The organism is Sodalis sp. RH15 (assembly GCF_047324255.1).
Taxonomy (GTDB): Bacteria; Pseudomonadota; Gammaproteobacteria; order Enterobacterales; family Enterobacteriaceae; genus Acerihabitans; species Acerihabitans ligni.
In genome coordinates this window covers 1,581,659-1,603,286 of record NZ_CP178738.1, presented here as the reverse complement: position 1 = coordinate 1,603,286, position 21,628 = coordinate 1,581,659, and the positions used below count along the sequence as shown (strand labels likewise).

General features: G+C 54.4%; 19 protein-coding genes. 10 read left to right on the top strand and 9 right to left on the bottom strand.

What is annotated here, in order from left to right:
• Window position 1: 1 nt before the first annotated feature.
• A complete protein-coding gene (locus tag ACL2XO_RS07495) occupies window positions 2-1,540 on the bottom strand; it encodes a diguanylate cyclase domain-containing protein (protein WP_413743044.1) in 1,539 nt (512 codons plus the stop codon).
• 665 nt (window positions 1,541-2,205) lie between these two features.
• Between ACL2XO_RS07495 and aldA the strand changes: the two genes are divergently transcribed.
• The 4 genes from aldA (at window position 2,206) to ACL2XO_RS07475 (ending at window position 6,531) form a co-directional block, all read left to right on the top strand.
• Window positions 2,206-3,648, top strand: a complete 1,443-nt coding sequence (gene aldA, locus ACL2XO_RS07490) for an aldehyde dehydrogenase (protein ID WP_132923043.1) — start codon at window positions 2,206-2,208, stop codon at window positions 3,646-3,648.
• Between the two features lie 113 nt (window positions 3,649-3,761).
• Complete coding sequence (locus ACL2XO_RS07485) at window positions 3,762-4,505, top strand: (Fe-S)-binding protein (RefSeq protein ID WP_132923044.1); 744 nt, start codon at window positions 3,762-3,764, stop codon at window positions 4,503-4,505.
• Window positions 4,506-4,525: 20 nt separating this feature from the next.
• On the top strand, window positions 4,526-5,920 hold the full coding sequence (locus tag ACL2XO_RS07480) for a lactate utilization protein B (protein ID WP_132923045.1): 1,395 nt from the start codon (window positions 4,526-4,528) through the stop codon (window positions 5,918-5,920).
• A complete protein-coding gene (locus ACL2XO_RS07475) occupies window positions 5,917-6,531 on the top strand; it encodes a LutC/YkgG family protein (RefSeq protein WP_413726801.1) in 615 nt (204 codons plus the stop codon). Before ACL2XO_RS07480 ends, ACL2XO_RS07475 begins: the two co-directional genes overlap by 4 nt.
• Window positions 6,532-6,592: 61 nt before the next feature.
• On the opposite strand, the gene ACL2XO_RS07470 is transcribed toward ACL2XO_RS07475, so the two are convergent.
• The 4 genes from ACL2XO_RS07470 to ACL2XO_RS07455 form a co-directional block, all read right to left on the bottom strand.
• Window positions 6,593-8,653: a pentapeptide repeat-containing protein gene (locus ACL2XO_RS07470; protein ID WP_413742479.1), complete on the bottom strand. Its 2,061-nt coding sequence runs from the start codon at window positions 8,651-8,653 to the stop codon at window positions 6,593-6,595.
• A gap of 270 nt (window positions 8,654-8,923) precedes the next feature.
• Window positions 8,924-9,466: a DUF1003 domain-containing protein gene (locus tag ACL2XO_RS07465; protein ID WP_413726799.1), complete on the bottom strand. Its 543-nt coding sequence runs from the start codon at window positions 9,464-9,466 to the stop codon at window positions 8,924-8,926.
• 104 nt (window positions 9,467-9,570) lie between these two features.
• The gene (locus ACL2XO_RS07460; RefSeq protein WP_413742478.1) at window positions 9,571-10,533 is read right to left on the bottom strand and encodes a hypothetical protein; all 963 of its coding nucleotides are present in this window, start codon (window positions 10,531-10,533) and stop codon (window positions 9,571-9,573) included.
• 199 nt (window positions 10,534-10,732) lie between these two features.
• Window positions 10,733-11,140, bottom strand: a complete 408-nt coding sequence (locus ACL2XO_RS07455; protein WP_132923050.1) for an ArsR/SmtB family transcription factor — start codon at window positions 11,138-11,140, stop codon at window positions 10,733-10,735.
• Between the two features lie 113 nt (window positions 11,141-11,253).
• Here ACL2XO_RS07455 and ACL2XO_RS07450 point away from each other — a divergent pair, with 113 nt between their 5' ends.
• From ACL2XO_RS07450 to ACL2XO_RS07435, 4 genes are all read left to right on the top strand, one after another.
• Complete coding sequence (locus tag ACL2XO_RS07450) at window positions 11,254-12,003, top strand: SDR family NAD(P)-dependent oxidoreductase (RefSeq protein ID WP_413742477.1); 750 nt, start codon at window positions 11,254-11,256, stop codon at window positions 12,001-12,003.
• Between the two features lie 125 nt (window positions 12,004-12,128).
• On the top strand, window positions 12,129-12,812 hold the full coding sequence (locus ACL2XO_RS07445; protein WP_413742476.1) for an NAD(P)H-binding protein: 684 nt from the start codon (window positions 12,129-12,131) through the stop codon (window positions 12,810-12,812).
• Window positions 12,813-12,931: 119 nt separating this feature from the next.
• The gene (locus tag ACL2XO_RS07440; protein WP_132923053.1) at window positions 12,932-13,843 is read left to right on the top strand and encodes an AEC family transporter; all 912 of its coding nucleotides are present in this window, start codon (window positions 12,932-12,934) and stop codon (window positions 13,841-13,843) included.
• Window positions 13,844-13,855: 12 nt separating this feature from the next.
• On the top strand, window positions 13,856-14,587 hold the full coding sequence (locus ACL2XO_RS07435) for an SDR family oxidoreductase (RefSeq protein WP_413726795.1): 732 nt from the start codon (window positions 13,856-13,858) through the stop codon (window positions 14,585-14,587).
• Window positions 14,588-14,614: 27 nt separating this feature from the next.
• Here the strand turns inward: ACL2XO_RS07435 and ACL2XO_RS07430 are convergent, their stop codons facing one another.
• Window positions 14,615-15,589 carry an AMP-binding protein gene (locus ACL2XO_RS07430; RefSeq protein WP_413742475.1) on the bottom strand — a complete coding sequence of 325 codons (975 nt, stop codon included), beginning with the start codon at window positions 15,587-15,589 and terminating at the stop codon, window positions 14,615-14,617.
• Between the two features lie 418 nt (window positions 15,590-16,007).
• Here ACL2XO_RS07430 and metQ point away from each other — a divergent pair, with 418 nt between their 5' ends.
• Window positions 16,008-16,823: a methionine ABC transporter substrate-binding lipoprotein MetQ gene (gene metQ / locus ACL2XO_RS07425; RefSeq protein WP_413742474.1), complete on the top strand. Its 816-nt coding sequence runs from the start codon at window positions 16,008-16,010 to the stop codon at window positions 16,821-16,823.
• Between the two features lie 338 nt (window positions 16,824-17,161).
• On the opposite strand, the gene ACL2XO_RS07420 is transcribed toward metQ, so the two are convergent.
• Genes ACL2XO_RS07420 through ACL2XO_RS07410 form a run of 3 tightly spaced genes read right to left on the bottom strand, consistent with a single transcriptional unit; the run spans window position 17,162 to window position 19,684 of the window.
• Window positions 17,162-17,980, bottom strand: a complete 819-nt coding sequence (locus tag ACL2XO_RS07420; RefSeq protein ID WP_132923057.1) for a MetQ/NlpA family ABC transporter substrate-binding protein — start codon at window positions 17,978-17,980, stop codon at window positions 17,162-17,164.
• Between the two features lie 17 nt (window positions 17,981-17,997).
• Window positions 17,998-18,666, bottom strand: coding sequence for a methionine ABC transporter permease (locus ACL2XO_RS07415; protein WP_203522505.1), 669 nt, complete (start codon window positions 18,664-18,666; stop codon window positions 17,998-18,000).
• Window positions 18,659-19,684 (bottom strand): methionine ABC transporter ATP-binding protein, encoded by a 1,026-nt coding sequence (locus ACL2XO_RS07410; protein WP_132923059.1) that lies wholly within the window; start codon window positions 19,682-19,684, stop codon window positions 18,659-18,661. The genes ACL2XO_RS07415 and ACL2XO_RS07410 overlap by 8 nt, the downstream gene beginning before the upstream one ends.
• 292 nt (window positions 19,685-19,976) lie before the next feature.
• Here ACL2XO_RS07410 and ACL2XO_RS07405 point away from each other — a divergent pair, with 292 nt between their 5' ends.
• The gene (locus tag ACL2XO_RS07405) at window positions 19,977-21,626 is read left to right on the top strand and encodes a TIGR04028 family ABC transporter substrate-binding protein (protein ID WP_413726791.1); all 1,650 of its coding nucleotides are present in this window, start codon (window positions 19,977-19,979) and stop codon (window positions 21,624-21,626) included.
• Window positions 21,627-21,628: the final 2 nt, after the last annotated feature.

The window sequence follows — 21,628 nt, the reverse complement described above, 5'->3', positions numbered from 1 at the left end:
ATCAGGCTACCACCACCTGGTTGCGGCCTTGCGCTTTTGCCCGGTACAGCGCATCGTCGGCCTGTTTAAGCGCTTGCTCCGGATTTCCCGTCTCAGGCGACCATAAAGCCACCCCCGCGGAAATGTAAACGCGCCCTACGCTGGGGAAATCCGCCGCCGCGACATTGGCCCGCAGACGCTCGGCGATATCGGTTGCGATACCCATCGGGGTCGCGGGCAGCAGCATCAAAAACTCTTCTCCGCCGATCCGACACAAAACATCTTCACTGCGGGAGCAGGCCCGCAGCAGCTGCGCCATATATTTGAGCACCTGATCCCCGACATCGTGGCCATAGGTATCATTCACTTTTTTAAACTTGTCGATATCAAAAGCAATGACGGCAAAGCCCTGATTCGCGGACGAATAGGCAGCCAGCGCCAGCGATAAACCGCGCCGGTTATGCAGCCCGGTCAACGGATCCGTTTGTACCTCGGTCTTCAGGGTACCGATCTTTTTTTGCAGCAGGCTGATGCCCACCAGCATGGCGCGTTTAAGCTGCGCCACCTCAAAATACCAGGACGGAATGCGGGTGATATCATCAAAAACACCGGTCCGATCCATGTCGTTTGCACTGCGGGCCAGCAGCCATAGCGGCTGGGAAATCAGGCGGGCGAACAGCCAGGCCGCCACCAGGGTCAGCAGGGTCAGCGGCAGTGTTCGGTGCAATACGCTTAGCATCAGGCCCCGCAGGGACATTAAGGTATTGTCCGTGGTCCGGATGGTGATGATGGTCCAGTGCGACAACGGCTCCGCGGCAAAACCCGCCAGGATATTGACTCCCGACTGGCTGGTCTCCTGCAGGCTGCCGCGACCCTGACGCTGCACCGCCGTACTGAGTTCCCCGTGCGCCATCGGCTGTCCGATACGGGCGGCATCATCGTGATAAATGATTTTACGTTCGTTATCAACCACGTAAGTATAAGAACCCGCGCCGTGAAAATTTTGCCCCAGCATTTCGTTCAAAATACTTTTTTGCTTCAGGTAGATGGTGCCGCCCACATATCCCAGGTAGGTCCCGTCCTCGGCGAAAACGGGCGAAGAAATAAAGATCAGCAAATTGCCCGTGACGGAAACATAAGGTTCGCTGATGTTCGGCACGCGAATCCGCAGCGCCTGTAAAGCGCCGGGAGTCGTCAGCTTCCGGCCTTTGATTTGTATGGATTCGGGGGAGGTGGCCAACACCACCCCGTCGGCGTTCACCACGGCGACGGAGTTAAAACTGTTGGTTTGCAGCAGCAGACGCTGGGCCTCCGATTGCAGCAGGGCGGAGTTGCCAAAATCTGCTGAAATCATGGCGGAGCTATAGGCCAATTGACGGTAAAGGCTGACAAAAAACAGATTGGTCGTATCCGCCAGCTTGGCGGCGTAGTTACGATTGGCTTCCAGGGTATCGTCAATCAGCAGTTGCCGCTGTACCTGGTAAGTGGCGAAAAAACCATTGGCCAAGGTGACCAGCGCGCTCATTACGGCCAGAATCAGTATCAGTCGCCGCAAATCCATATGCAGGAACGAGTTTGTTTGTCTATCCACGAGCTGAACCCACGGCAAAACGGATGCGCTATAGTAGACTTGACTTTACTGACTGTAAAAGGGTGCTAAAGCATTCACGGAATATTTTTGTCTCCTGCGGTAAACGGCCATTCCGTTTATCAATCGATTATATTAATGCCATCCGATACTTAGCGGAAAAATTTGAACTCGCTCAAAATTTCATTATAAAAATATTTTTTTTCATCCGGGATGATCGGAATGAGGTCTTTCGTTTTTTGCCGGTTTTAACGACGATAAAGTGTATTTATGTGACCCCCATCACTGCAGTCTTCCCCTGATGGTCATTCTTGACCCGGTGATGGCACTATTATCAAGGCCGCTTTGTATGAGTAGACTATAATAATAAGTTTTACATTGACATCACCGCTCAACCCTTCAAAACCGGCTGTGCAGATTCGAGCCTCCTCCAGGAAGTATTCTGTTTACAATCCATAGAATCTTCAATGAATTGCATTTGATTGTACAACCTATTGGCCGGTGTTTTTTTCCCGCCGCGCCAATAAACAGTACCTTTTTATTTCCGTAATTTCCGTCATTGCAATACCTCGGCGGCGGGGTAATACTGATTTTTGTATGCAACAATTAACCTACATATCATTAATGGAGTTGCAGCAATGACCATAAAACAGCAACAAATTTATATAAACGGTGAATTCATTTCCAACCCCGGCAACAAATGGATTGATGTGATCAATCCTTCCACCGAGGAAGTTATTTCGCAGGTTCCCGATGCCGGCATTGAGGAAGTCCGTAAAGCTATTGACGCCGCCGAGGCGGCGCAGAATGACTGGGAAGAGTTGCCTGCCCAGGAACGCGGCCAGTGGCTGCATAAAATCGCCGCCGGCATCCGCCAAAGGGAAGAGGAACTGACCGCCATTATCGTCGCCGAGGGCGGTAAAACCCAGGGGCTGGCCAATACCGAAGTGCTGTTCACCGCCGATTACCTTGATTACATGGCGGAGTGGGCGCGGCGCTACGAAGGGGAAATCGTGCAAAGCGACCGGCGCAATGAACATATCCTGGTGTTCAAAAAAGCCATCGGCGTCACCACCGGCATCCTGCCCTGGAACTTCCCTTTCTTCCTCATAGCCCGTAAGGCGGCGCCGGCGCTGGTCACCGGGAATACCATTGTCGTCAAACCCAGCCAGCTGACGCCCAACAACGCCATCGCCTTTGCCGAGATCGTCCATGGGGTGGGGTTGCCTAAGGGGGTCTTCAATCTGGTGACCGGCCGTGGATCTGTCGTGGGCCAGGAGCTGGCGGCCAATCCCAAAGTCGGCATGGTCAGCCTGACCGGCAGCGTGGCGGCCGGGGAACAAACCATGGCGGCCGCCGCCAAAAATATCACCAAAGTGTCGCTGGAGCTGGGAGGCAAAGCACCCGCCATCGTGATGGCCGATGCGGATTTGGACCTGGCGGTGAAAAGCATTGTCGACTCCCGCATCATTAACACCGGCCAGGTCTGTAACTGCGCGGAACGGGTCTATGTGCAGGAAGAGATAAAAGACGCATTTATTTCCCGGCTGACCGCGGCCTTTAAACAGGTTAAGTATGGCGATCCGGCGAAAGAAAAACAGCTGGATATGGGACCGCTGATTGAAGCCGCCGCGCTGCAAAGCGTGCAGGAAAAGGTGGATAAAGCGGTTTCCCAGGGGGCAAAGGTGGTGCTGGGCGGGAAACGCGCCGAAGGCAAGGGGTATTTTTTCCAGCCGACGCTGCTGGTGGATGTACAGCAGGAGATGGATATTATGCATGAGGAAACCTTCGGTCCGGTATTGCCGGTCACCACCTTCCGCACCCTGTCCGAAGCCATTGCCATGGCCAATGACTGCGAGTTCGGCCTGACCTCGTCCATTTATACCACCGATCTGAACAACGCCATGGTGGCCATGAAAAAACTGAAATTCGGCGAAACCTACATTAACCGCGAGAATTTCGAGGCGATGCAAGGTTTCCATGCCGGATGGCGCAAATCAGGCATCGGCGGCGCCGATGGCCGGCACGGCTTGGAGGAGTATCTGCAAACCCATGTGGTTTACCTGCAATATCAGGCTTAAATCACACAAATAAAGCGGACGGGGGAGAATAATCGCATCATACGCGATACCCCCCATCGCCCCCGATCCGCTTATGGGAAGAATACCGATATTCCAGGGAGATGTGCCGCCTTATGAAAATCGCCTTGTTTATTCCTTGCTTTATCGATGCCTATTTTCCCGAGGTGGGCATCGCCACGCTGGAGCTGCTGGAACGCCTGGACTGTGAGGTGGATTATCCCCTGACCCAAACCTGCTGCGGCCAGCCCATGTCCAACAGCGGCTGCCAGCGTGACGCCGCGGGCTGCGAGGCCCTGTTCGTGCGTAACTTCAGCGGCTACGATCATATCGTGGCCCCCTCCGCCAGCTGTGTCCATCATGTGCGCGAACATCTGGACGCCATCGAACAAACCGACGACGTGCGGCGGGTGCGCCGCAACACCTATGAGCTGGTGGATTTTCTGCATGATGTCCTGCAGGTCAAGGCATTCCCCTGGGCGGCGTTTCCCCATAAGGTCGGCCTGCACAATAGCTGTACCGCCCTGCGCTCCCTGGGCCACGCATCGGTATCGGAAGTTGACGAACCGCCGTTTTCAAAGCCCCTGGCCCTCTTGAGCGCGGTAAAGGATATTCAGTTCGCCCACCCCCGCCGCCCGGACGAATGCTGCGGTTTCGGCGGTACCTTCAGCGTAACCGAAGCGCCGGTATCGGCCAAGATGGGGTATGACAAAGTCAACGATCATAAAGACGCCGGCGCCGAATACATCGTTTCGGCGGATATGTCCTGCCTGATGCACCAGAAGGGCTGCGCGCAGCGTATGGGGGCGGAGGTTAAATTTATGCATATCGCCCAAATACTCAATGGCGCCCATGCCTGAGCCCCGTACCGGAGACCGATATGAAAGCGATTGACCACGTTAAAGGCTCGCGGGAATTCCTGGCCAGCGAAAAGCACCAGACCTTCCTCGATCAACGGCTCTGGACCCTGCGCCAGCTGCGCGACGCCCAGATGAAGGCCCATCCGGAATGGCAGCAACTGCGCGATCTCGCCTCGCAAATCAAGGAACATACCCTCACCCACCTCGATTTCTATCTGGAGATGTTCGAACGCAATGCCCTGGCCAACGGCGTGAACGTCCACTGGGCCAAGGATGCGGCGGCGCATAACCGTATCGTCCATGAAATCCTCCGGACCCATGGGGTGAAGACCCTGGTGAAAAGCAAATCGATGCTGACGGAGGAGTGCGATATGCGCCCTTACCTGGCGGCGCGGGGCATTGATGTCATCGAAACCGATTTAGGGGAGCGCATTCAGCAGTTGGATAATGAGATGCCCAGCCATATCGTGGTGCCGGCGGTGCATAAGCTCTCCATCGACGTGGCCCGGGTGTTCGCCGATACCCTGGGCACCGATCCGGACAATGCCGATCCGCACTATCTCGCCGGGCAGCAGCGGGATAAAACCCGCCCGTACATTCTGCGGGCCGAGGCGGGCATGACCGGCTGCAACTTTGCCGTCGCCGAAACCGGCGCCGTCACCGTCTGCACCAATGAAGGCAATGCGGATTTGAGCGCCAACGTGCCGAACCTGCACCTGGTGTCCATCGGCATTGAAAAAATGGTGCCCGCCACGGCGGATCTGGGGGTGTTTATCCGCTTACTGTCCCGCAGCGCCCTCGGTTCGCCCATTACCCAATACACCTCCCATTTCCGCGCACCGCGCCGTGGAGGCGAGATGCATTACATCCTGGTGGATAACGGCCGCAGCGCGCGGCTGGCCATGGAGGATTTCTGGTATTCGCTAAAATGCATCCGCTGCAGCGCCTGCATGAATACCTGCCCGGTCTACCGGCGCAGCGGCGGCATCAGCTATGGCGCCGTCTATTCCGGCCCTATCGGCGCCATCATCAACCCCACCATGGATCTGAAGAAATACAGTACCCTGCCGTTCGCCTCGACGCTTAACGGCAGCTGTACCCAGGTCTGCCCGGTGAAAATCAATATTCACGAGCAGATTTTCAAATGGCGCGAGATCGTCGCCCGCAATAACGAGCTGCCTTTTGCCAAAAAAAGCGCCATGAAAGCCGCCGGCAAGATACTCGCCAGTCCCGCCCTGTACCGGGCGGTGGTGGACACCGCCAACGCCGTAGTGCCTAAACTGCCGCGTATTCTGCTTTATCATCCCCTGAACGCCTGGGGCGAGGCCCGGGAAATTCCGACATCGCCGCGCCAGAGCTTTCACCGCTGGTACCTGGAGCACCGACGCCCCATCGACAAGGATAAAAAGCCATGAGCGATCGTGATGAGATATTGCGCGCCGTGCGCAACCACGCCATGATGCCGGTGCCTCGGCCAGAGCTGCCTGATTTTGCCGATCGGTACCCGGCAACGCCGGAAGCCTTTGGCGTCTCGTTGGCTATCATGGGCGGCATATGGGATGAAAGTCTTATCAATGCGCCGTGGGATGGAAGCCCGGCGGATTATGCCGCGCTGTCCGGCTATATCCGCGGGCTGTTTCCCGCCGGCGGCGTGTTCTGCTCGGCGGTGCGGGGCATCGACGGCGATTTGGCCATCGGGCCGGATACCCCCGCCGCCGCGGTGGATCATGTGGAGGTAGGCATCGTCCGGGCCAGGTTCGGCGTGGCGGAAACCGGCTCCATCTGGCTGAGCGAAGCGGAATGCCCGGTCAATGCGCTGGGTTATCTGGCGCAGCATCTGGTGGTGCTGCTGTCGGTGAAGGATATCTTGCCCAACCTGCACGCGGCCTACCGGCGCGCAGAGTTTTCCACCGCACGCTATTCGGTACTGATGTCCGGCCCCTCCGCCACCGCCGATATCGAAGGCGTATTGATTCGCGGCGCCCAGGGCGTTCGCAGCCTGCGTGTGATCGGCCTGCCTGGATGAATGTTTGTTTTCTTGCCCCCGCAACTGGAAGCGTGAGATAAAAGTATCGAGCCCGACGTTATCAACACCATGCCGGCGGCAGGATACCCCCCAAAACGTCCGGGAAATTTTCGCGGATATGGCCAACCATTAAAAATGATACCATGGCGCTGCAACTTTGGGCGCCTTCCAAGCCCAGCAGGCGGTTTTTCCAATTGGTAAAGGCATTTCCCCTCCCATTCATAAACACCTTCTCATCAAGGGCATTGGCTTTTTCCATCAATGCACAGGCATAGCGTCTGAGCATTTCCGGGGATTCATGTTCAGTGCCGAAAATCGCGCTGGAGGAATATTTCGTGAATACCGCCGCCAGGCTCAGCAGCGTTTTGGCCTGAACGTCATTACCGGCCGATGAGAGGCCATAGGCCATAATAATCTCGTCGTAATGCCCGCTGGTAAGGCTATAGTCGCCGGAATCCGTTGAATAGGTCAGTTTCGGGCGGAAGACTTTGCGCAATTCTTCCTGGCTTTCCGGACTCACCAGCTTTACCTTTGACGTTTTGGAACGCGTTGCGGAGATAAATAATTCCTGCCGTTCCCCAAGCCCTAATATTCCAAGCAATTTTGCAAAGCTGGCGAGCTGTTCCGCAAAGCGATAAGGCGCCAAAAATAATTTGAAATCCTGGTCAAACAGCGTTTCAGGAGGGTGATCGCTTGGCAGCAGATTTTCCCCCCGCCGGTTATACAGATAAAAACCATCCCATACGGGCTTGAGAGGGTCAGGATGCAGCATGCCTTGAAGGGTATGCGCAGAGAGCAGCATAACCGGCCCGTCAGGTCGAGAGGGGAAGAGTATATGATTCGCGGCGTGCTCATCCCTCCAGTCAGGCCGCTGGGCGCCATAATCGCCAAACTCATCCACAGCGGCATACGGTCGCACCCTTTCATGATTTAGGTAGCTATCATAAAGCCGGATGATGCTTGCCTTGATAGCGTCGTTCCCCGTCTTCATTCCTTGGGCAACCCACTGGATAAATGCGCTGTTATGAGTAAACATCCGTTCCGGCTGATGTGAGAACAGGCCCGCAACCTGTTCAAGCCCGTCGTCACTCAACAGCGGCAAGGCTTTCGTATCATATTGACCGAGGTAGCGATCGCAAACCCCATCCAGCCAGGCTGTGATGCCGGCATCACCGCTATAGGGAGCTTTAGACAAGACATCCCTCAAAAGAAGCGCCACGCTCGATACATCAACGTCTTGCAATGAATGCATCAATTCGCGGGCCATCTGTACTTTAACGTCAGCATACCGTTCATCAATGCTGTCCATCATGGTCAGCAGGCTGCCGTTCCTGCCGCTAGCCCTATGATCAAGAAAGATTTTTATATTGTCTGCATCCCAGGGGGGGAAGTAAAGCAACGGACCTTGCCGTGAGAGGTTGCTCAGGTTGGCCCCATTGAGTTTAGCTCCGTTCAAATCGGCATTACACAGGTAAGTCCCGGCCAGTTGAACGTCAGTAAGATCGGTTTTCAACAGAATGGCATTTTTGAGAGAGGCTTCGCCCAGGTCAGATTTGCTAAGGTCGGCCTCACGCAGGTCGGCGCCGCTCAAATCGGCTCCGCGCAGATCGAGTTCGCTCAGGTCGGCTCTTCTCAAGTTAGCGCCGCGCAGGTCTATATTTCCCTGGTCCGTTAAAGTGATGGCTGAAAAAGCCAGGTCATGCCGCTGGCGTATCAGCAAAACGGTGCAAATACGGCAGAAGGCAATTTTATCCACCTGCGAGTCGACACTTTTGCCGTCCTGGCTCACCCGAATGGCGACGGGGCCGGCTTCATCATGATTTTCTCCCGGCAGCATAAAGGTGACGGTATAGCCGGCATAATCAATGATAAGCGTTTGCGGAAGGATATAAGAATCTTTTGATGGCAAGGCATTATCAAGAGCAGTGGCCAAGGCTTGCGTAAACGCATCATATTGCACCGCGCGCTGCTTGCACAGATAGCCGGCGGTAAAAAAATTCACAATATGCTCCAGAATCCCCCGGAGGGAATTCGCGTCGGATCTCGCCGTTTCAGTGCCGATGCCTGCAACGGCTTGCGCCATGACGTTCATCCGTGCTGTATTGATATTGATTAAAGGCATCTACCGCTCCCCGTGCGTCAAAGTCGCCCCAACGCATGATCCAAAACTCTTTGGCCAAAGTTAGCACGGTAACAATTGGGAAACTTGCAGAAAATACTCTCTTGATAGAGATGGCGAAGATGAGAATTTTAGTGGAATAAGACAGCTCTTTTATCTCTTTAGCGAAAACGTTATTCGGTACCCTGTGATTTAAGGGTAAGAACGTTTTTTAGCTATTTAGGTATCGCCACGAAGAATGCGGCGGCGCTTAAACAGTCTGACGGTTTTGCGTCAGGACGACGCATTTTGCAGCAGCTTGTCGTGCAGTTCGGCAGCCAGCACTTCAATACGTTCGCTCAGCTGTTTGGTCAACGCCGTCAGCTCGGTATTTTGTTCCAGCAGGGCCATCATCTGCGCGGAGGTTTGCGCCGACAGTTCCTGGCGCTCCGCGTTGGCGACCGCCAGTGCCTCCCGGTGCTGGGCATCGGCATCGGCATTGGCCTTATCCCGTTCCGCCTGGCGCGTTTGCGCCAGCAATATCAACGGCGCGGCGTAGGCAGACTGCAAGCTGAAGGCCAGATTGAGCAGGATAAACGGATAAAGGTCGAACTTGGCGAGTCCCGAAACATTGACCACTATCCAGGCGACAACGATGAAGGTTTGCGCGCCGAGAAACATCGGCGTACCAAAAAAACGCGCAAACGCTTCCGCTTTGCGGGCGAACCAGCCGTTGCCGAACGGCGCGGCAAGGTGGTGATTCCGCCGGTGGAAGCGCAAATGATCAACGAGCTGCGGTTTATTGTTAGACAGCGCCGGGCCGGTTGGCTTTTCCATATTATCCCCATTAAAACCATTAAGATTGAATGAAAAACGTTAAATGCCGCATATGATAGCCGACAGAAGGCGTCACTGACTAACCACCAATTATGACCATTTGTTTATCCATAGCGTACAGGATATTCCCAGGGTATACCTCCGCCCAAACACTGAAGATAAAACGGCAATTCTTGACTAAGTAATGGTCGTTCAGTAACATTTTCAAAATGATTTTTTTTATAGAATTTATACTCGGAAAAAGTAATGGGCTGATAGGAATTGCGGTTTTTTTTAAATGCCTGTTTAGGGGTAAAATCCATATCGAAAATAACTGAAATATTATTTTCCTTGCTCCATTTAAGTCCTAATTTGGATGACCTTCTAAAAAACATGCTGCTGAAAATACCTGCAATTCGCTCTTTATTGGGTGATTTATAGTTCTGCAAGGCAATAAAACCCTCCGTATCACCCAATATCATAAACTTATCAAATAAAAACCTTATATCTTTTAGTTCATTTGAATCCAGTTTCGGGCCTACGGCATGATTTTTTTTAACCAGGCATTTAAAATTTTCGCGATTGGATAGCGTGTGTTTTGCGACTCTTTTTCTCAATGTCGACTGCAGTGAAATGAAGTCATATTCCCGTTGAAGGTAAGCGGACCAGGAGCGTAGTAAATACCTGGCGGTTTCATCATCGATTTGCGTCGTCTGGGCAAACTGCCTGACCGCGCTACCTCTGACCTTTATACCTTTTTGAATTTCAAGTATTTTATTTGAAGATAAGTTACCATGGGCAAGCATGAGCGCTCTGTTAAGCAGGTCGACGGTGATTTTATCGACGCCGTCCGCCCGTTCAAGATCCCGCACCCCCATGAATCCATACATCAGGGCGACAGGCCTAGGTTTGCGCTGCGCATCGCTTTTTATGTTTGCGGCGGCAAGGCTGTCATTAGTGACCTTGACCAACCCGCCCGCCAGTTTAGCGTTTGTCGCCATGCCCGGAGTCTCGGTTAATCCAGCCATACAGGGCGTGACGGTAAATTTTTGCTTTAGGCCGTTATTCGTTTTAGAAACATTATCCATGTCAAAAATCCTCGCCGGCGGCCGGCATATACAGGTCATCAATTGTGAAAAGTGAGGTATATATCGCGACAGCCGCGATAGGGATGGTTCCAGCTTAATCAGGATGAGAGAAGGAATATATCTTTTGAATTCAATATAGGATTAAAAAGTAATGTCCCGGCAAGCAAACATATAAAGGGGCGACATGGCCACCGGGGCGTTATCCCTCGGCAGGACGGCTTTCCGGCAGGCTATCACTATCGGCTCCCTGGCCGGCCTCGCGATCCGCCAATCTTGCCCGTTGGTATTGAGCGGTATAAGCCTCGATAATGGCGCTGATCAGCCCGCCGAAACGTTCATGCAGATCGTCATGGCGCGGCATATTGTACATTTCCACGCCCTTGCGGACGCTGCGTATAAGCCCGGCTTCCCTCAGCACCTTGAAGTGCTGGGACAACGTGGATTTAGGTACGCAACGGTCGCTGACTTCCAGAAATGCCGAACAGGTTTGCGCGCAATCGCCCCGGGCGATTTCTACAAAAATCCGGGCGCGCACAGGATCCGCCAAGGCATGCAGGATACCCTCGACGGTAATATCACTGGCTGCGGGGTGAATTATCGGTCTCATGAAAATATTTATAACAGAGTATTGACAAAGAGTCCATTAGTTCATATTTTACGAACTATATTAGTTCAATAAAACCGAACTAATGTACTTAAACTTAATCTTCGGAGCCCCATATGAGCCAACTTACAGATAAAATCGCTATCGTCACCGGCGCCTCCAAAGGCATCGGCGCCGCCATCGCCAAGGCCTATGCCGCCGCCGGCGCATCAGTGGTGGTGAATTATGCCTCCAGCCGTGAAGGGGCCGATCGGGTGGTGGCGGAAATCGTCGCCAACGGCGGCAAAGCCGTTGCGGTGCAGGGTGACGTGGCCAAAGCAGCCGACGTGCGCCAGCTGTTTCTTACCACTAAAGACGTATTCGGCGCACCGGACATCCTGGTGAACAATGCCGGGGTCTTTAAGTTCGACTCTATCGAAGAAGCCACCGAAGAGGAATTCCATCGGCAATTCAATATCAACGTGCTGGGGATTTTTTTAGCCGTCCAGGAAGCGCTGAAATATTTCGGTCCGCAAGGGGGCAGCATTATCAATATCAGCTCAGTGGTCAGCACCAACCCCACAGCGGGTTCCGCCATCTATTCCGCCACCAAAGGCGCTGTCGATACCCTCACCGTAGAGCTGTCGCGGGAATTGGGTCCCAGACATATCCGGGTTAATGCCATTGCGCCGGGGGGCGTGGAGACGGAAGGCGCGACGACGGTGGGCGTGGTGGGCAGCGATTTTGAAAAGACCCTGGTGGCGCAGACGCCGCTGGGCCGCTTCGGGCAGCCGACGGATATTGCTAAAGTGGCGGTATTCCTGGCCTCCGACGACGCGGCCTGGCTGACCGGCGAACGGATCGCCGCATCCGGCGGCTGGCGCTGAGCCTGCGGCTGAATCACTTGCTTTATACTTTACCCCGCATATAATTGAGTGATTACTCATTTATAGATGGCGCAACCGGTGTCCGCCGGTTATGTCATCGGCTTAAGGCCGGCGGAGAACAAGGTATGAAAGTGATTATCTGGGGAGCCACCGGCATGGTGGGTCAAGGCGTATTGCGGGAATGCCTCCGGGCTGAAGATGTGACTTCTGTTATCGCGGTGGGCCGAAAGGCCCCCACCGTTCAGCACTTCAAGCTGCAAACCGTCATTCAGGAAGATATGCTCCATTATGGCGCCATCACCTCAACGCTTACCGGACTTGACGCCTGCTTTTTTTGCCTCGGCGTCAGCTCCGTGGGCAAAAGCGAGCAGGAATATACCCGGATTACCCATGATATGACCTTGGCCGCCGCCACGGCGCTGGCAGTGCAGAATCCCTTGATGACATTTGTTTATTTGTCCGGCTCCGGCGCCGACAGCAGCGGCAAAAGCCGCACCATGTGGGCGCGGGTGCGGGGCGGCACGGAAAATGCCTTACGGACGCTGGCGTTTAAGAGTGTCTATATACTTCGGCCCGGCATCATCCTGCCCCGGCACGGCGCGGTGTCCAAAACCCCCTTTTACCGCTTTTTTTACAGTTTCCTGGGCCCGCTGCTGTCATTGATTCGCCCCCTGTGGCCCGGTGCTATTCTAACCACTGAAGTAATGGGGTTGGCGATGCTTAATCTGGCCCGCCGGGGATTTCCGGAAACTCTGCTGAATGCCAGGCAAATCAACGACCTTGCCCGCGAAAAGCTCCCGTTATCCTAGACTGAAAATTGTGCAACGTTTACATCCTGTAATGGTATGATAAATATCATGACGATTTATCCTTACCAGCGGGAAGGAACCGACAGGTAAACATGTCGGATATTCTCCGGACGATGCACATGATTGATGTTCTTATAAAAGCGTTCTCATTCTTTCTGATCATTGTTGTAGGATATCTGTTAAAAAAGTACGGAGTGCTGCAGCGATCCGACAGTATCGCCCTGTCGAAAATAATGATGAATCTCACTCTGCCGGCGGCGGTTATCAACGGATTCTCCAGTTTTAATGTGGATCACAGCCTGCTGATCCTGGTGGTTATCGGTTTTGTCTGTAATATTCTGCTATTGTTCGCCGGGTTTATGTTGAGCCGTAAACGGGACAACGATACAAAAGTCTTTTATATGATCAATTCCCCCGGCTATAACATCGGCTGTTTTACCCTGCCGTATGTGCAGAGCTTTTTGGGGCCGGTGGGGATTGTCGCCACCTGTCTGTTCGATGCCGGCAATTCCATTATCTGTACCGGCGGCAGCTACGTGGCCGCATCAAATGCCATCGGCACCAGTACCGGATTAAAAAGCACGTTCCAGCGACTGTTCTCCTCCATTCCCTTCGATGTGTACGTCCTGCTGCTGCTGGCCGCCCTGTTCGGCTATCACCTGCCCAGTCAGGTGACTATCCTCACCACCATGGTGGGCAATGCCAATCCCTTTATCGCGATGCTTATCATCGGCATGATGCTGGAAATCAATATCGACCGTTCGCAGCTGAGAAGCGTCTATAAAGTGCTGGTGCTACGTTACGCCGCCGGCGCGCTCTTCTCGGCGCTGTTTTATTTTTGCACGCCGCTGCCGCTGGAAATCCGCCAGGTGCTGGCGGTAACGGTATTTGCGCCGGTCTCCTCACTGGCGCCGGTATTTACCGCCAGAGCGAGCAAGTTCGGTTCCGTTTCCAGCTTTACCGGTTCCATTTCGGTTTTCATCAGTATTATTATTATCACCACCTTACTGACGCTGATGCATGTGGGATAAGAGGACAATGTCATGAACATTGAAGGGAGCATTGCCCTGGTTACCGGGGCGAATCGGGGCCTTGGCCAAGCCTATGCCCAGGCTCTGCTGGCGGCGGGCGCGGCCAAAGTCTATGCGGCGGCGCGGGATCCCGACGGCGTTGCCATTACCGACCCGCGGCTGATAGCGGTAAAACTGGATGTGACTTCCCGGCAGGACGTCACGGCCGCGGCGCGGCAGTGCCCGGATGTCACTCTGCTTATCAATAATGCCGGCATTCTGTTGCAAAGTCCGATACTGGCGGAAGGCGCCGAAGAGGCCATGCGGCAGGAGATGGAAGTGAACGTTTACGGCGTGCAGCGGATGATCACGGCATTTGCGCCGCTGTTGGCCGCCAACGGCGGCGGCGCCATCGTCAATATGCTGTCAGTGGTAAGCTGGTTTACCTCACCGCTGAACGCCACCTACGGCGCGTCCAAGCATGCCGCGCTGGCGGTGACCGACGGGGCGCGCATTCAATTGCATGATCAAGGGACACAGGTCGTCGGCGTTTACGCCGGGTTTATCGATACCGATATGACCACCCACATCGACAGCGCCAAGGTCTCCCCCGAACAGGTGGCCGAACAGACGCTGGAAGGCATCCGCCAGGGACAAAATCATGTGCTGGCGGACCAGCGCGCCAGGGATGTGTGGGCGAGTCTCAGGCGGGATCCCGCCCTGATGGAAACCCAGATGCTGCAACTCTGGCAACGGCAGGCTTGACATCGTTTTGAATCAACTGCCGGACGCTCAATGTTCCGTGCTTTCGGCAAGCATCAGCCGGGTGCCCGCATCGCTGCCGTCGCCATAGAGCAGATGCCGGGGCGGCCCATATTGCAACACCCGCCGCATACTGTGCGCATTTACCGATTCCCCTCCCACCAGCAGATAATTGAGCTGACCGAAACAGTCGGGACGGATACTTGCCAGCAGATTGAACATGGCGGGAGAGGCGCGCAGAATGCTGATGGCAAATTCCCGCAGAGCCGTTTCGAACCGGCGGGGATCGTTAACCCAGCTGTCGGGCATGACCACCGTTGCCGCGCCGTTAAGCAGCGCGCCCCAGATTTCAAACAGCGACGCCACAGCGGTCATGGGCGCGATGGCCGCTACCCGGTCTTCATGACTAAAATGAACATGCCGCGAGTCCAGGGCCTGGCGAAAGATATCAAGAGGATAAACCGGGATGGTTTTCTGAATATCCGACCGGTAAAACCGGTGTGAGGGCTGTGAGATGCCGTGACGCAAGGGAATGAAATCCTGATCGTTTCCGTCCCCCACCGCCACCTGTTCGAAAACGATATAGCGCGTCGCCAGGGAGCGTCGAAGCGTTAAGGCATCAGAGAGGGTTAATAAAACCCGCGAGTCCCGCAATATCCCATTGAGCCGATCGTCCGCTAAGAACGGGTCCAGCGGTAAACAACAGCCACCGGCCAGCATAATCGCCACCTGGCAGGTAATATGCTCAACGCCGGGAGGCAGCATGATCCCCACCGTGGTGGCCGAATCCACCCCCTGGTGGCGCAGATAAGCCGCCAGTGAGACGGCATCCCGCGCCAATTCCCCATAGTGCAAAATCCGCTGGGGGGTGATAATGGCGGGCCGGGTCTTGTTAAGGGCGGCCTGTTGCAAGAACAGCTCGCTCAACGCCAATTCGGCGGGATAGGCTGAAAGGGTCGGGTCACTGATGCTCCTGCTGCGAGCATACGCGGAAAGTTGTACCATGCTGATCACCTGGGAAATAGGCTACGGGTTAAAAATGGACTGCTGGTTAAACAGTATGGTCGAAATAACATTACAATTGTATTAATTGATGTAAAAATTATATATATGTGAAGTTAGTCGCTATAGACGTAACATAAGCAACACATTTTTTTATTTTTATACAAGTTGTGCGAAATCATAATAACCCCCCGTTATTTCTTTCCAAGCAGGCCCTAAGGAGGATTCATAAGCTTGACACCGGTGCAGGCAATCGTTTGCGTCCCTTGGTGGTATTCATCAATGGAATATCACAGAACAATTTGATATTAACTAATGCACAATCGGCAATAAAGTCATGCCGGGTTTTGCGGTACTCTTGTCGGTAAGGATAAAATACCTTCCTGGGCAAAAAAATTAATTATTCCGGAGTTTTCTTATTATGTCATCAATATTAAAGTGCCTGGCCCTGGCGGGCATTATTGCTTCGTCTTTGACGTTAACCGCCTGTGATAAAGCCGATAAAGACGCTAACCATATTAAAGTCGGTATTAGCGCGGGTATCGATCAGCCGTTATGGGATGCGGTAAAAAAAGTGGCTAAAGAGAAGTATAACCTGGACGTGGAGACTGTCACCTTCACCGACTATGTGTTGCCTAACGAGGCGCTGAATTCCGGCGATACGGATGCCAATTCTTTTCAGCACGGCCCTTATCTGGCGCAGCAGATTAAAGAGCATGGTTATAAACTCGCGGCGGTGGGCAAGACATTTGTCTATCCCATTGCCGGTTATTCACGCAAATATAAATCCGTTGCCGAGTTACCGGATGGCGCTCAAGTGGCTATTCCCAACGATCCCACCAATCTGGGGCGTTCATTATTATTATTGCAGAAAACCGGTCTGATCTCGCTGAAAAACGGCACCAGCCTGCAGCCTACGTCGCTGGATATCGTCGATAATCCGAAGCATCTTAAAATTGTCGAAATTGAAGCGGCCCAGCTGCCGCGTACGCTGGATGACGGCAAAGTGGATTTGGCGGTCATCAATACCAACTATTCGACGCAGATTGGTTTATCTCCTCATAAAGACGGTCTGTTTATCGAGGATAAAGAGTCGCCTTACGTTAATTTGATCGTGGCGCGAGAGGATAATAAAGACAGCGATAAGGTGAAGAATTTGGTGAAGGCCTATCAGACCGATGAAGTGGCCGCTGCGGCGGATAAAATTTATCACGGCGATGCGGTAAAGGGCTGGTAAATTTTTACAGGCGCCCGCGGGGCGGGAAAACCACGCCCGCTTCGACCCCATGGCACGGTCTCCCTTTAACACGTCCGCTGCGCGATCGGCGATCGCGGGCCTACCGCGCTGTGGGGCGCTCCGGCGGGCGGTAAAACCACGCCCGCTTCGACCCCATCAGCACGGTCTCCCTTTAACACGTCCGCTGCGCGATCGGCGATCGCGGGCCTACCGCGCTGTGGGGCGCTCCGGCGGGCGGTAAAACCACGCCCGCTTCGACCCCATCAGCACGGTCTCCCTTTAACACGTTCGCTGCGCGATCGGTGATAGCGGGCTTACCATGCCATGGGGCGCTTGATTTAACCGTTGACCGGAATGACCGCGCCTTTGTATTTCTGGCGGATAAAATCCTGGATGGTTTTGGAGTGAAGCACCTTCACCAGCGCCTTGATATCCGGTTTGTTCTCATCTCCGCGATGAACGGTAATGATATTGGCGTAAGGGTTATTTTCGCCGCTTTCAACCGCGATGGGATCTTTTACCGGATTGAGTCCGGCATCAATGGCATAGTTGGCGTTGATGACCACCGCGTCCCCTTCATCATTGTTATACATCTGCGGCAGCAGCGAGCCTTCTATATTCGGCAAGAACTGAAGATGTTTCGGGTTATCGGTGATATCGGTTATCCGCGCATCCACCTTGCTGACGCCCGGTTTCAGTTTAATTACCCCTTCCCGTTCGAAGATCGACAAGATTCGCCCCTCTTCCGCCACCGAATCGCGCATGATGACCTTGCCGTTCTGCGGCAGGTCCTTCAGGCTTTTATAGCGTTTTGAATAGATGCCGATGGGTTCGATATGAATCGCGCCGGCGCTGACGAAGTCATAGTTTTTATCCCCGGCATGATCCTTGAGCACGCTGTTAAGATATGGCACATGCTGAAAATAGTTGGCATCGATGTCATGGTCCGCAAGGGCGGTATTGGGCAGGATGTAGTCCTGGAACGGTTTAATCTCCAGGTCGATGCCTTGTTTCGCCAGTATGGGTTTTGCCTGCTCAAGGATTTCAGCATGGGGTACATTGGATGCGCCCACCCTGAGCGTATCGGCCCAGGCCGAGGCGGAGAGGCTGAGGGCGGCAAGGGTGGCGGCGGCCAGTATTGTGAAGGTTTTATTCATGGTTTATCCCGGTCTGTTTAACGTTTATCAAGCAGTGAGGTGATGACGTCGCCCAATAACTGAATGACGAACACGATGATCAAGATCATCAGGGTCGCCACCAGGGTGACGTCGTTGTGGTTACGCTGGAATCCTTCCAGATAGGCCAGATTTCCCAATCCGCCGGCGCCGATAACACCGGCCATGGCGCTGTAGCTCACCAGCGCAATCAGGGTGACGGTGATGCCGGAAACCAGGGCGGGCGACGACTCCGGCAGTAAAACCCGAAATATAAGCGTACCGACGCGGGCGCCCATGGCGCGTGATGCCTCGATGACGCCTTTATCCACTTCCCGCAGGCCGATCTCCACCAGGCGGGCGTAAAAAGGCGCGGCGCCGACAATCAGCGCCGGCAGGGCCGCGTTGGCGCCCAAAATGGTGCCGATGAGAACCTTGGTAAAAGGGATCAGCAGCACGATTAAAATAATGAAGGGGATGGACCGGAACACATTCACCAGCGCCGAAATCACCCGGTAGGCGGCGGGACGCTGAAACAGTCCGCCGCGGGCGGTGAGAAACAGCGCCAGTCCCAGCGCGATGCCCAGCGCAAAGGTGGCAATGCCCGACAGCGCGGTCATATAGAGGGTTTCCGCGGTGGCCGCCCATACTTGATCGAGCTGGACGTGTGGAAAGAAATGCTCAAGCATGTTCCACCACCTCCGCGGTAATGTTGTGTTGACGCAGATCCGCCAGAATATTGTCAAGCCGGCCGGGATCGATTTCAGCATGCAGCCATAATTCGCCAAAGATGCCGTTGGCGGTCTGCGTGACATTACCGTGCAGGATGTTAAACGGTAGGTTATAGCGCAGCGTCAGCTCTCCCACCACTGGCCGGCGGACGCTCAGGCCGAGAAACGTCAGCTTCAATACCACGCCGGGCAGGTTTTGCAGCAGTTCCGGGGCCAAATCCGGCAGCGGTTCCCGGTACTGGCTGACCTGCTTCACAAATTGCCGGGTAATGGGCTGCTGCGGATGGGTGAAGACATTCAAGACGTCGCCTTCTTCCACTACGCGTCCGTTATCCATCACCGCCACCCGTTCGCAAATCTTGCGCACCACATGCATTTCATGGGTGATAAGCACAATGGTGAGATTCAGCCGGCGGTTGATATCCAGCAGCAGGTCGAGTATGGAATCGGTGGTTTGCGGATCCAGCGCCGAGGTGGCCTCGTCGCATAACAGTACCGCCGGGCTGTTCGCCAGCGCACGGGCGATACCCACACGCTGTTTTTGCCCGCCGCTGAGCTGCGAAGGGTAGGCGTGTTCCCGTCCCTGCAAACCCACCAGCGCGATAAGTTCCGCCACCCGCTGCCGGATGGCGGCCTTGGGCGTGCCGGCTATCTGCATGGAAAAAGCGATGTTTTCGCTGACGTTCCGTGACCACAGCAAATTAAAATGCTGGAAAATCATGCTGATTTTCAACCGCGCCTGCCGCAGGCTTTCGCCGCTGGCCCGGGCGATATCCTGCCCGGCCACCAAGACCGACCCGGCGCTGGGCTTTTCCAGACCGTTCAGCAAACGGATGAGGGTGCTTTTCCCCGCCCCGCTATAGCCGATAATGCCGTAGATCTGTCCCCGCTCTACCCGCAGGCTGACATTATCGACGGCGACGATGGGCTCATTATTATCTTTGAATACCTTAGAAACGTTCGTCAGAACGATCATAACCCGTCGATCCTTTTTTCCGCCGCTGAATAAACCACATTATGCCGATTAATTATTTTGATTATTTCTTATTCACTATTTAACGGGCTAATAATCCTCGGGATAATAGGGTAAGCCGTAAGCGGGCTGAAGAAACGATATCGTATTAGTTATAGTTAATTCTTCTTATGCGTTTTTCGATTTTGAATATTGAAATAAATTCTTTTTGCCGGACCTTTATTTGCCGGATATTGACTTTGATCATATTTAAGCAGGCACTACATTTGACCGTCACTACTTAAAGGAAGTCATTATGCAGAATATATTCCGTTTGAGCGCTGTCGGTCACGGCCTGGCACGGGGGATGGCATTAGCCCTGGGGATGAGCTCATTAAACGCCCTGGCCGTGGAAAACGCGCCGGTAAAAGGCGGCACCCTGATTTATCTTGAGCAGCAGGCGCATACCAATCTCTATCCGCCGGCGGGGGGATTTTACCCAAACGGCGGCATTCTCAACCAGATTACCGATAAATTGACCTATCAAAACCCCAAGACCCTGGCCATCGAGCCCTGGATTGCCGAATCCTGGACCAGCAACGACGATAAAACCCAATACACGTTCAAAATCCGCCCCGGCGTGACGTTCTCCGACGGGAAACCCCTGGACGCCGCCGCCGTGGCGAAGAATTTCGATACCTTCGGCCTGGGGAATAAACAGCTGCATCTGCCGGTATCCGAAGTCATCAATAATTACGATCACAGCGAAGTGATCGACCCGCTGACCGTTAAATTTTATTTTAAGAAATCATCGCCGGGATTTTTGCAAGGTACCTCTACCATCGGCTCAGGCTTAGTCTCGCCGGCCACCCTGGCGCAGAATTTCGATGCGCTGGGTGATGCCCGGCATATCATCGGCTCAGGCCCCTTTGTGGTGAGCAATGAAACCCTGGGCCGGGAGGTAGATTTGCGGGTGCGGGACGATTATCGCTGGGGGCCGAAAACGCTGGCGCAGCAGGGTCGGGCGAACCTTGACGGCATCAAGTTCATTATCACGCCGGAAGACAGTGTGCGCATAGGGGCGCTGCTGGCGGGCCAGGCCGACTTTATCCGCCAGGTGCAGGCCTATGATGAAAAGCAGGCCGAGGGGCAGCATTTTATCATCTATGCCGCGCCGACCCGCGGCGTCAACGACGGCATCTCATTCAGGCCGGATAATCCGCTGGTAGCGGATGTGCGGGTGCGCCAGGCGCTGCTGCACGCCACCGATACCGGTCAAATCGTCAATACGCTGTTTTCGCCGCACTATCCGCGGGCGACCTCGGTGATCGCCGCGCCGGCGGCGGGGTATATCAATCTGGCGGATAAATTGACCTACGATCCGCAGCTGGCCGCGCAGTTGCTGGATCAGGCGGGCTGGAAGCCGGGTACGGACGGTATACGCCAAAAAGAGGGTCATTCGCTGGTGCTGTCGGTGTATGAATCGCCGCCGCAGCCGCAGAATAAAGAGGTGCTGCAGCTGGTTTCCCAGCAATGGAGCAAAGTAGGAGCGCGACTGAACATCCTGGCCGGCGATGCCGGCAGCAAAACCGCCGACAGCCTGGACCCGCTTAAAACGCCGGCAAACGTGGTGGAAGTGGGACGGGCCGATCCGGATGTGATTAAAAGCCAGTTTTATCCCACCAATCGCGACGCGCTGCTGCAAAAAGGCGGCCTGAGCAGCAAGGTGCAGAACTTCAGCGACGATAAGCTTAATTCTCTGCTGGTGGCGATTTCAGCCGAAGTGGATGGGCAAAAAAGACTGGCGCTGGCGGGAGAGGCGCAAAAATATTTGCTGGATCAGGCCTATGTGATCCCGATATTTGAAGAGCCGCAGGTCTTCGCCGGCGCACCCTATCTTAAGGGTGTCAGCTTCGAGGCCGTCGGCCGGCCGGCATTTTACGGCGCCTGGCTGGATAAGCATTAAGG